Consider the following 12335-nt stretch of genomic DNA (forward strand, 5'->3'; position numbering starts at 1 on the left):
CTTTAAAGAAGTCGGGATTCTGGTATTGTCGTCAGTGCTGATCACATTAAAGATTACTTAAATACCTGAGTACAACCTAACTTTTGAAAGTGCGTTGGCGTAGCCCGCCGCAAGCATCGCATATTACATTCTTTGCCAGTATTTGAGCGTCTTTAGCCTGTCTTAAATCTCAACTTACTGACTGCAAGGTTATTAAAATGCAGAGGTAAAATAAAATATAGATAGATGACGTTCGCGAAGCTTTCCCCTATCCTGACAAAAAGATTTATTTTTTCCAGACTCTTGCTGTCTTGGTGGGTAAAGATTAACATATTTGTGGACAGAGGCAACATATCGTTAAACCGTTCCTGGGAAAATTTACAAACTCTTGGGCTGTCTACTTTGAATTTTATTGAGCGCCAGTTAAGTTTATCTGCATGTAGTGACTTAAGACCATTACCTGCTGGGTTTGTAAATCAGCACAGACTATACTATAGAGAATTTACCGAAAAATTTTTCTAACTTTAAAATCAGAGGTATCAATGATTATAACTAATTTTAGCAAACAAAGAAATGAATTTAAGGAATCTAAAGTACTCAAAGCTAAACCCCATTGGCAAGGGCAGAATTTGAGCGATACTCCTATCAAAGCTAAAGATACTAAGATGCGAGATTCTGCACCTGATAGTTCGATTTTTAATAGCTTAAATCGTGGTCGAGTTGCTATTTTTATTGATGGCTTAAGTCTGTTTCATACAGCTTTGCAACTGGGCATAGAAATTGACTATGTTAAATTGCTTTGTCATTTAACTAACGGTTCAAGACTGTTGCGTGCTTTCTTCTATACTGGGGTTGATCTCAGCAATGAAAAGCAACAGGGTTTTTTGTTGTGGATGCGTCGTAATGGCTATCGTGTAGTAGCAAAAGAGCTTGTTTTGGCAGCAGAAAATTTCAAAAAATCAAATCTGAACGTAGAAATTGCTGTAGATATGATAACTTTAGCTCCTTATTATGATACTGCGGTTTTGGTGAGTGGGGATGGAGATTTAGCTTATGCTGTAAATGCTGTCAGCAGAATGGGTGTTCGAGTGGAAGTGGTGAGTCTGCAAACAACGACGAGTGAAAGTTTGATTGATGTTGCCGACTGCTTTATTGACCTCGATAGTATTAAAACACACATTCAAAAAGATTCTAATCTTGGCTATAGTTATCGAACAGCGTCAAATTCAAACCTTTAATTAATAAAGAAGATGTAGTGATACAAAGATGCAGACAAAGAAGATGCGTCTTTGTGTCTTCTTTAATCTTTGCATTTTGCTCGACCTTAATTTAAATGGATATTTTAATAGTTGAAGATGAACCAGAAATTGCTCATTTAATCGAACTCTCTTTACAAAAGGAAGGATTTTTTTGTCGCATTAGCCGCGATGGTCTGAATGCTTTGCGGATGTTTCAGGAGCAACCACCGGATTTAATCATTCTAGATTTAATGATTCCTGGTTTGGATGGGTTGGAAGTTTGCGCCAGAATTCGCCAGAAACCAGGCACAAAAGATCCTTACATTTTGATGCTCACGGCTAAGGGTGAAGAAATTGATCGCGTCATTGGACTATCTACTGGTGCTGATGATTACATGGTAAAACCCTTTAGCCCCAGAGAATTGGTAGCTAGGGTGCGGGCACTATTACGGCGTAGCCTCCGCCAAGGGGGACAACATCAAATCAATCGTACCCAACATTTTATTGTCGATGTAGACCAGCGCACTGCCAGTCGCCAGATGAATTCTCAGGACGTTGAAATTTTGGACTTAACTACCCTAGAATTTAATTTGCTAACTACCTTTGTCAGCAATCCTGGTAGAGTTTGGAATCGCACCCAACTAATTGATAAACTTTGGGGAGATAACTTTTTTGGCGATGAACGAGTGGTGGATACTCATGTAGCTCGGTTGCGAAAAAAGATTGAGGCTGATCCGGCAAATCCCACTTTTATTAAAACTGTTGTTGGGGTGGGCTATAAATTTGAAGATCCTCTGGTGGCGTAAATCTTATGAAGATGGGGCTGAGAGGACGCCTATTTTTCTCCCACTTAGTAGTAATGATCGTGGGAGTAGCGAGTCTGGTGAGCATCAGCAAAATCTCTTCCCCCCACTTGTTTGTCTTGCATTTGGAACGATTAGAAAACCGGGGGTTCGACTTAATCAATATCCGCACTGAATTAGTTACAGGATTTGAATTTGCTTGGCGACGAAGCACTATTTGGTCAGTCTTAGTGGGAACCACCGCCGCTGGAGGATTGAGTTACTGGGTATCCAAACGGATTATGCAGCGGTTGACCGAGATGGAACAAATTACCCAAAAATTTGCTGCTGGTCAGATGGATGCACGGCTACCTGTGTCTGACATTCCCGAACTCAGTGGACTGAGTGCTAGTTTCAATCGGATGGCAGCCAGTTTAGAAGGGGTTGAAGCGCGGCGGCGAGAAGTGATTGGAGATATGACCCATGAATTACGAACACCGTTAACCGTGGTGCGCGGTTACTTGGAAGAACTGGCTGATGGGGAAATTGAAGCGTCTCCTGAAATCTATCGGCGTTTAGCTAAAGAGACTAGGCGCTTAGAGCGGTTGGTGAACGATTTACAAGAACTATCTAAGGCAGAAGCGGGTTATTTGCCAATTAATATCCAACGGGTAAATCTGCGTCCGTTGTTAGAGTCATTAGTGGAGAAATTTACCGACCAACTGCTGGAAGATGGGCCAGTTCTGCTCTTAAAATGTCCATCTATCCTACCTTTCGTATTGGCAGATATTGACCGTACAGAACAGGTGTTGGTTAATTTGCTAGGTAATGCAGTGCGTTACACTAACGAAGGTTCAATTACCATTAGTGTTGGGACTGAAGCATCTCAACTGTGGATTGCGGTTGTGGATACAGGCATTGGTATTGCTCCAGAAAATTTGCCTCATGTGTTTGAACGCTTCTGGCGAGCCGACCAATCGCGCGATCGCCATTCGGGAGGTACTGGTATTGGTTTAACTATTTCCCGTCGTTTGATTGAACTACAAGGCGGTCAAATTCAGGTTGAAAGCGAATTGGGAGTTGGTAGTACGTTTCGGTTTTTTCTACCTTTGGCTTGAAGAAGGCAGGAGGCAGGAGGCAGGAGGCAGGAGGCAGGAGGTAGGAGGCAGGAGGCAGGAGGCAGAAGGCAGGAGGTAAGGGTTGAAATTTATCTGTTGTCTCTCAAATCCATTTAATTCCAAGCCACCAAATTAGAGATTTTGCTGCTCTTGACTTAAAGCCTTGAGATACAAGGGATTGACATAAGGTAGTCATGGCTGTGTCATACCCAATTGCTAATTTGAAACTATCCAAAATCTTGATTTGTTGATGAATGCCGAGATTTTGGAAGCGCATAGAGTGTAATAATTATGTCTACCTTTGTTCTGGCTGCTTTTTTGGTTAGTTTACTCAGTGTTTCGGGTTACGCTGCGATCGCCTACTTGTTCCCTCAAAACCGCTCATTAAAATAATTCGTAATGACGCTCCTGAGTCGCTACCGCTTCGCTAACGTAATTCGTAATTCGTAGTTAAGAATGAATTACGAACTTGTACTGAGCGTAGCCTCTCGTAGAGAAGTATTAGTAATTAGTTAATCTCTTTTCTCAATAATTCTGGAATCTGAGAAGGGCGTTCAGCTACCGGAACTTCCGCTTCTTTGAAAGCAGCTAATTTACTTTGGGCTGTGCCAAAGTTAGAATCGCGTCCGATAACCGTTGCTAAAGTCCCGGTTTGACGCCAAGTTTTTCCTGGTGGTGCTTGTCGGCCGGCAATGTAGGCAATTACTGGTTTATCAATTGCTTCAGTAATGTATCGGGCTGCTGCTTCTTCACTACCACCACCAGGTTGACCGACTAAAACGATCGCTTGTGTGGTTTCATCCTCATCGAGAATTTGCAGCCATTGCAGAAATGAGGAACCAACGATCGCATCACTACCAATACTGACACTAATCGATTGTCCTAAACCTGCTTTTGTTAATTCGTAGGCGATTTCATAAGTAAGAGTACTGCTACGACTAACGATCCCCACAGAACCAGGGGTATAAAATTCACTAGGTTGAGTCCCTAAGAGAATTTTTCCGGGTACAATGATCCCCGGACTATTTGGCCCGACTACCAAAGTTTCACAGGCTTCGGCTTTGCGGAGTAATTGCACCATATCCAAAGGTGGCACGCCAGCGGTGATAATAATGATCTGGCGAATATTAGAAGCGATCGCTTCTAATGCCGCATCTAAAACATCGTAAGGATCTACACAAATAATCGTCGTGTCAATTGCCCCAAATTGTCCTATTACTTCCTCTACTAAATCAAATACTGGCAGTCCATGCAATTCCTGTCCACCGCATCCAGGATTGACACCAGCTACTAAATTTGTGCCATAAGCTTTCATTTGAGCAACATGAGTGCTTGATATAAATTCACAAAAGCCTTGAATTAAGACTTTACTTTCTGGCGTTAGATTCATAAAAAATTACCCTAGATTTTGGCAACCCAGTGCCTAAAAGCACTGGGAATAGAAACGACACTTTTACATTGTCGTATTGATTCAATTTTTACTGAAATTCCAAAAACTATTCTTGAGGTTGAGTGTTCCAAAAGTGGCAAAACTCCGCCTCTAACTAGAGACTTCTTGCAGAAGTGGGTAAAGGGGAAGGTGGGGCCCCCTCTGGGGATAAGGGGTAGAGGGGAAAGGATGGAATTTTCCCTTTCCCTTTAACCTTTCCCCAACATCTTGCAAAAGTTACTTTTGCAAGATGTCTTAGGAATATTCAGTTTCAATGTACTATATAATTTAGTCCCAGGAAGCAAAGCTGTACTTGGTTTCAGCATCAAATTCAAAAATTTATGCCCTGCGGTAAAAATTATTAATTTTTGATTTTTGAATTGAAAAAAATGACAGTTACTACTTCTTATTAACCGTTGGTTTAGCAAGAAGAACCGCTGCCGCTACTGCCTCATCTAAATTTTCTACCACGAGGAGCGCATCAGTGTGGGTTTTTAGTGTTGCTAAATATTTTCTAGCAGCCTTAAATTCAGAACCAGCAAGACGGACAACCAAGGGTGTAAAATTTCGCTCTCGGCTATTTTTACTGCCATTAGAATGTACAACCTGTGATTGAAGTTCGCTATTTTCCTGCTGCACAAATCTGCCTATAACTTCAGTCACTTGTTCAATTTGAGGAATGCTACCTAGAAAGTTAATTAGTATTACTGGAATACTTTTGTCAGCCTCCAGGATTTTTAGACTTGTCTCCAAGCGATCGCGGAAGGTAGTTGGTGTAGTATCTGTAAGGAAAGCATGACGTAGATTCAAACAAACGCCTGGATTGCCACCAGCATTAGCCACTAAATCTAAAGTTGCCATCACTGAACCAGTACCATTACCTAAAATACCGATTTTTCCGTGCATCTTTACACCATTCCAGCTGCCTAAAATACTGTTGATTTCAGTACTGCTATGACGACTGATAATTTTTGCTGCCATCTCGGCGAGATCGGGATGACGCTTGATCGCCCGTTCGTTGACCCTGACTTTACCATTAAGAGCCATAACTTGACTAGTAGCACTGACTGCCAAGGGATTAATTTCGACTAAATCCAGGTCTTTTTGCACAAATAAGTGGTACATCTTCTCCACAACGCTGCTTACCGACTGCATTAGCGTTCCTTGCAAACCCATTTTTAAAGCCAATCGTCGGGCATAAAATGGCGAGAATTCTTGTTCTACGACAACATGGTGCATTCTTTCCCCAGCGGATTCCCAATCGATGTCTGCTTCTTTGCAACCTAAAAGTACCGGTCGGCAGACAGCGGTATCTAAAACTACTGCGAGATAAAATTCTTGGTTGGCGTCGTATTTAGATTCTGCCAGTACAACTTCTGGCAATTCGCCCCATATTGGTAAACTAAAGATATTTTGAGCAGCTGCGATCGCATCGATAGTCGTTTGGGCAAACCTGACTCCACCTGCTTTTGCCCGTTCTGCGCCGTGTACTTGAGATTTCAGTACAATTGGGAAGCGAATTTTTAAACGTTTCAAATCTGTAGGATGATCAATTCGTTGCGAAGGCAATACCGGAATGCCTATTTTCCCAAACCATTCTTTAACTTGGTACTCTAATAAATCCATTGATACACCTTAGTATTGACACTTTCCAAGCTTTTGGTTATTGCTGTCTTAATATTTTGCAGCACCTTTATTACATAATTAAGCTTTTGGCAGCTATAAAAACTTATTTTTCACGGTTCAACTTTATCGAATTCAGCAAATTAGGTACATTAATTTCGATAGCCAACCTGTTTGTGCCAGAGCCACAACACTTAATTAATCTCTTCAGTAGGTTTCCCAGCATAGAAGATAACTAGCATTTCTGTCAAAACCCTCTGACATAGCATCATTTCCTTAACCTCTGGATAATTTGGTCACAACTGCTCTGCAACTAGAATTTTGCAAAGCAGTAGCTTCTGTGAATTTTATTATCGCGAAATAATGCAGTGAGAATACTCAAAAATTCTATTATTCCCATTTTTTATTTGTAATTTATATCTGAAGACAGATTATTTAATTTTGCATCTAGCGCTATGAAAATGTAGCAACGCAAACAATAACTGCTTTTTTTATTTTTGGTGAAAAGTCAGAATTTGTGTTAGAAAGTTGGTCGTTCAGATTTTCAGGCTGTGGTTGGTTAAACTGTGCATTTGCATTCAACAAACCGAGAAAGTTCGTTTCATCCTCTTAAAAATAATCAAAACAATATAGAAATTCAGCGGGAAAGCTCTATGAAAGTAGCAGTCCAGCAGGAAGATTTACAGCTTTTAGCCAAAACTTTGCAGGAACAATTACTTGTAGAAGTCTCAACGGCTGAAGTCTTCGAGGTTAAGTGTGCCGTCAATAAAGACGAGTTAATGATTTTAACGCAACATGCATCAGATGTAATAGTTGATGCTCAACTAATTTTTGCAGTCATTGAAGAAGTACTTCAGTCTTTAGCACCCCGCAAAGAGCAGCGAGTGCAATGTTTCCTCAGAGTTTTTGGTGAACAACTCCCTTATGCCAAATGTTTCGTGGCTCTGAAGCAGACGGAGGAATGGGGGGATAGGGAGATGGGGAGATGGGGAGATGGGGGAGCAGGAGAAGATGAGGAAGCAATATCTTATTCATCCTCATCGGCTCTGACATATTTTCCATCAATTGATGAGACTGATGAAGAAGAACTGTTTGATCCGTTTGCAGATGTGCCGAATTTGTCGGCTTCAAAGCCAGGATTCCAAGTCAAACCTGTACTACTGGGTGCAGTGTTGGTGGGAATTGTCGTTTTAGGTAGTGGTACTTACTTGTTGACTCGCCCTTGTGTGATGTCTGAGTGTAAAGAAATACAAAATGCCGCACAATTAAAAACAAAATCTCCGCAACTGATGCGCCGCGCCAAGTCTGAAAAAGAATTAGTAGCTGTACAACAGCAACTTGCAGCAGCCAGTGCAGCCCTGAATGTAATTCCTAGTTGGTCGCCTCGTTACCAGATGTCAGAAGAACTAAGAGTAAGTTTGTCTGGGCGGTCAGAAAAAATCAACCAGGTGGTCAAGGCTTTGCAGACAGCATCTTTAGCGACACAAAAAGTTCAAACTCCTGCATCTAGTCTAGAGGAATTACAGGCTAGACAACACTTATGGCGACAGGCTATAGCACCACTAGAAGCTATAAGTTCCAGTAGTGAACTCTATGGATTGGTGCAGGGTAAATTACTTAATTATCGTGTCCGTTTGCACGCTGTAAATCAGCAAATAGCTACTGAGGAAAAATGGCTGAAAAAAATAACAGCAGCAAAAGCTGTTGCTGTTGCAGCCGAAAGGCGGGAAGCTACTGCTAAATCTTTGAATGACTGGCAAAAGGTGCAGTCTACTTGGCTGGTGGTAGTTAATACCTTGAATACCATTCCCCGGACTAGTGCTGGATACCAAGATGCCCAAAAGCTGATGGTAGATTATAAACCTAAGTTAGTAGTAGCACGCGATCGCGCTACTAAAGAACGATTAGCTGTTAAAAGCTACCAACAAGCCCTTAGCATTGCCAACCAAGCCAAAGTATATCAGCAACAAAACCAATGGCAAGCTGCGGCGACATACTGGGATCAGGCTTTGCAAACTGCTAAACAGATTTCGGAAGATAGCTTGTACTACACTCAGGCTCAGTCTCTCATCGAACCCTACTCAGCAGCCCTCAAACAAGCACAAGAAAAAGTACAAGTTGTTAGTAGTTTCCAACAAACCCGCACTGACTTAGATAAAACCTGTATTAATGGAATTCGGATTTGCACTTTTAGCATGGACAATGCAGGAATTATTGTCCGGTTAACCGCTGAGTATGACCAAATCAGGCAAAATAACTTGGCTAATCCTTATTCTGAGAACTCGGATACTGCTGTTGACGTTACCAATCACTTGCAAATCTTACGGGAAGCCTTAGCTGTAATTAGTGACAATGCCAATGTGTCCCTTTTTCTCTATGATTCTCAAGGTCAGGTAATCTATACACGGACTTTAGGCGGGTAAGTAAAAAAGTTAGGAATTAGGAGTGAGGAGTTAGGAATAGATTATGACCTCGATATAAGCGATCGCTCCTTCTGCTCAAATCAGGTGTAGTGCGTTGGCGTAGCCCGTCGTAGACATCGCTTTTTTGCTATGAATTTCACACCAGCGATCGCTTCTTGTACTCAACTCAGATGTCCGTACATTGACGTAGCCCACCGTTCGCGTAGTGTTCGGCTACTCAATCCTCTTGAGTGAACATCGGTCAGTAGCCAGATTCATCAACGCTTTCAGGAAATCCGGCAGAAATATATGAAGTTTTGTTACGTAATGCGTAATTATAACTAGCCAAGCTGAAGTGATAATTATGGGAGTTCGCAAGAGCTTGAGAAACCGAATGCTTTCGTGCCACTCTAGACTCTGTATCCTTAATTCCTTAGTTGCCAAACTGTACTAATCAAAGTCACGTTAATTTAGTACATCACAAAATAAGTTTACACATTTACCACTCTGCAAGGAGAGCAAAATTTATGGATTCTCAAACAGTACAGCCAATAGTTATAAATGCTCAAACATTACAGCAATTAGAAGACGAGATTAAAAACGAATTGAGTAATATTCTAAAGAACTCTAATTTTGGCGAATTACTCGAAAAATACGGCATATCAGGACAAAATATTTTAAAAGTTCAGTGCTTACTCGATTTCACTCAAATCGAGGTTAGTGATGCTGATGATAATCAGCAAGCCAAGAGTTTTTTGCAAACAATTAAAGAACAAAAACCAACGGTTCAAACACTTTCTATAGGCGGATTTTGTAAACCTTGTCCAGTACCTGGCTATCCTAGTGGTTGTTGGGTAGCTTAGATACAAGTAAACTTTCATCTAGTCATACTGGTCATTCTAAGGAAATAAGAGAATTGTCACAAGCAGTTTTGCAACAGTAAATAATGCAGGGGTGTTTCATTCTTTCAAAGCCTAACTCTCTTTAAGTCTGTCAGGCGTTAAGAAGAATGAAACATCTTTAGTAAAGAATACTAATCTAATTGTGACAGTGGAACTCTTACCTAATACTTGGCTATTTAAAGATTTCTACTGCTAAATACTAACTACTAATATTACTCATCCAGCTAGCAAGAGCTTATCCAGTTATATGAAATTACTGATTTATTGACTTATTAGCTAAGTACAGAGTTCATTTTGCCTGATTATTAGTTTTAATAAGTAATCGGCAATACTTTACTAATAAACCATTATTTAGAAGGTGCAAATTTTTTTATGACTCAAAACAGCAGCCTTTTGTGCTGGCAGTTAAGTCTAATAAGTTCTTTAGCTGTTACTGGAACATTCGCTTTATCTGAGTACTGTGCTTTGGCACAGATTAAAGAGGATAGCACTCTTGGAACTAACAATTCAATCGTTACACCTATCCTGATTAATGGTCAACAGACTGATCAGATTGATGGTGGAGCAACTCTTGGTACAAACTTGTTCCACAGTTTTGAACAGTTTTCTGTTCTCACTGGCAATACAGCCTATTTTAACAATGCGGCAAATATTGATAACGTCATTACTCGTGTAACGGGCAAGTCTATTTCTAATATTGATGGCATACTTCGAGCTAATGGTACAGCCAACCTCTTTCTAATTAATCCCAACGGTATTATTTTTGGGCCCAATGCTTCTTTAAACATCGGCGGTTCATTCGTGGCAAGTACGGCGAGTAGTCTGAACTTTACCGATGGTACTAAATTTAGCGCTACAGATCCCCAAACCACACCTCTTTTGACAGTCAGTGTTCCCGTTGGCTTACAATTTGGAGATACATCAGGAACCATTCGCAATCAATCCCAAGCAAGTCCAGGTGGGACAATCAATTACTTGGAAGCGCCTGTTGGTCTACAGGTGCAGCCAGGTAAAACCTTAGCACTTATAGGCAGTAATCTAGTGCTGGAGGGAGGAAATTTAACAGCAAAAGGAGGACGAATAGAGCTAGGAAGTGTTGCTCTTAATAGTCTGGTTCAAATAAAGCAAACAGATCAAGGTTGGGACTTGGGATACGAAAGTGTAAAAAATTTTCAGGACATCCAACTAATTTCGCGAACTGAAATTCCTTCTTATGTAGATGTCAGTGGCGAGGGTGGAGGTAATATTCTGTTGCAAGGTAGACGTATCCTGTTAACTGGTTCTTCACAGATTTTAGCTAATAGCCTGAGCGGGCAACTAGCAACAAACTTGACAGTTACTGCCTCAGATACTGTAGAGTTAATCGGCCCTGGTACACCTTTGATCGTTGGGACTTTTAGCGGAGGAAGCGCTGGAAACTTAACGATCAACACTAGGAAGTTGATTGTCAGCAATGGAGCACAAGTGTTTCTTGATAATTCTGTCTCCGATTCAGTGGCACAATTGACCGTAAACGCTTCAGATTCGGTCGAACTAATCGGTGGTTTCTCTTTTCCAAGTTCTGCTTCACCAATTGGCAATTTTATACCTAGCGGGTTGTTGAGTATAACTTATGATGTGGGAAATGCTGGTAACATCACGATTAACACTCGAAAATTAAGTATCCAGGAAGGAGCAAGGGTTTCAACAGAGTCTGACGGACAATTTCTATTTCCTCAGAACCAATTTAAACCCGCTACGGGACAAGGAGGAAATTTGACTGTGAACGCCTCCGAGTATATAGAATTAACCGGAACCTCTCCAAATGGTTCTAAACCCAGTAGCTTGTCTGCTTCAACTACAGGTACTGGATCTGCTGGCAATTTAGATATCACAACGGGGCTATTAATTGTCCGCAATGGGGCTGCAATAAATGTAAGTAGTGAAGCTCGAAAGGGTGTCAACTATCAAGGGGGTGTACCAAATTTAGGGAAAGCAGGGGCACTTAATATAACCGCTCACTCCATCCTGCTTGACAATAAAGGAAAACTCACATCTAATAGTGAGTCAGGTAGGGGCGGGGACATAGAGCTACAGGTGCGCGACTTATTACTGATGCGCCGTAACAGCCAAATATCCACTAACGCCGGGGGTGATGGAGATGGCGGTAATATCACCATCAAAGCACCTAATGGCTTCCTCGTCGCCGCTCCCTTTGGAAATAGCGATATCACCGCCAACGCATTCTCTGGCTCAGGTGGTAAAATCACAATCACCGCTAAGAACATCTTTGGATTTGTGCCCCGCACTCGTGCAAATGTAGAAAGGCTTGATCCAAAGGAAATAAACCCGAATAACCTGCGAACAAGTGACATCACCGCATTTTCTCAGCAAAACCCTTCATTAAATGGCACTGTACAAATCAACTCACCAGATGTTGACCCCAGTAAGGGATTAGTGGAATTACCCGTAAATCTGGTTGATGGTTCGCAGCAAATTGCTGCTGGTTGTGATTCTGGTGAAAGAATAGCCAGAAGTTCATTTATTGCTACTGGGCGTGGAGGATTAGTAGCAGATCCCACGCAGCCATTGATAGCTGAGGATGCAGTGCTGGCAGATTGGATTACACTCTCTCCAGAGAGTCAGAAACGTGCTAGCGGTATTCAGAAAAAAGCGGTTGTTCAGGCGCAGCGAAATACAGAAGAAAAATCACAGAAAGCTAATTCTGTCAATGAACCTACTCAAATTGTAGAAGCCCAAGGGTGGGTTACAGATGCCAATGGTAATGTGGTTCTGGTTGCTCAAGTACCCACTGCATCGCCCCATAACTCCTCGCTCACCGCTACATCTTGCGCTGCTAATTAGAAAATGAGCAGTCAACTT

At 41.5% G+C, this 12335-nt stretch carries 8 protein-coding genes; 6 read left to right on the top strand and 2 right to left on the bottom strand.

What is annotated here, in order from left to right:
• Positions 1-521: 521 nt before the first annotated feature.
• The 3 genes from RRG12_RS40290 to RRG12_RS40300 all read left to right on the top strand — a co-directional run bounded on the left by RRG12_RS40290 (position 522) and on the right by RRG12_RS40300 (position 3117).
• Positions 522-1217 carry an NYN domain-containing protein gene (locus tag RRG12_RS40290; protein ID WP_069071253.1) on the top strand — a complete coding sequence of 232 codons (696 nt, stop codon included), beginning with the start codon at positions 522-524 and terminating at the stop codon, positions 1215-1217.
• Between the two features lie 95 nt (positions 1218-1312).
• Positions 1313-2023: a response regulator gene (locus RRG12_RS40295; protein WP_420763056.1), complete on the top strand. Its 711-nt coding sequence runs from the start codon at positions 1313-1315 to the stop codon at positions 2021-2023.
• A gap of 5 nt (positions 2024-2028) precedes the next feature.
• Positions 2029-3117: a sensor histidine kinase gene (locus tag RRG12_RS40300; protein ID WP_420763057.1), complete on the top strand. Its 1089-nt coding sequence runs from the start codon at positions 2029-2031 to the stop codon at positions 3115-3117.
• 508 nt (positions 3118-3625) lie between these two features.
• On the opposite strand, the gene RRG12_RS40305 is transcribed toward RRG12_RS40300, so the two are convergent.
• Positions 3626-4507 carry a succinate--CoA ligase subunit alpha gene (locus RRG12_RS40305; protein WP_420763058.1) on the bottom strand — a complete coding sequence of 294 codons (882 nt, stop codon included), beginning with the start codon at positions 4505-4507 and terminating at the stop codon, positions 3626-3628.
• Positions 4508-4945: 438 nt separating this feature from the next.
• Entirely contained in the window at positions 4946-6172 is a 1227-nt protein-coding gene (locus RRG12_RS40310; protein ID WP_420763059.1) for an ATP-grasp domain-containing protein, read from the bottom strand.
• Between the two features lie 650 nt (positions 6173-6822).
• Between RRG12_RS40310 and RRG12_RS40315 the strand changes: the two genes are divergently transcribed.
• From RRG12_RS40315 to RRG12_RS40325, 3 genes are all read left to right on the top strand, one after another.
• On the top strand, positions 6823-8592 hold the full coding sequence (locus tag RRG12_RS40315; RefSeq protein ID WP_420763060.1) for a hypothetical protein: 1770 nt from the start codon (positions 6823-6825) through the stop codon (positions 8590-8592).
• Between the two features lie 506 nt (positions 8593-9098).
• Positions 9099-9434 (top strand): hypothetical protein, encoded by a 336-nt coding sequence (locus tag RRG12_RS40320; RefSeq protein WP_420763061.1) that lies wholly within the window; start codon positions 9099-9101, stop codon positions 9432-9434.
• Between the two features lie 411 nt (positions 9435-9845).
• On the top strand, positions 9846-12317 hold the full coding sequence (locus tag RRG12_RS40325; protein WP_420763062.1) for a filamentous hemagglutinin N-terminal domain-containing protein: 2472 nt from the start codon (positions 9846-9848) through the stop codon (positions 12315-12317).
• Positions 12318-12335: the final 18 nt, after the last annotated feature.

The sequence above is a fragment of the Nostoc sp. CALU 546 genome (assembly GCF_048836525.1).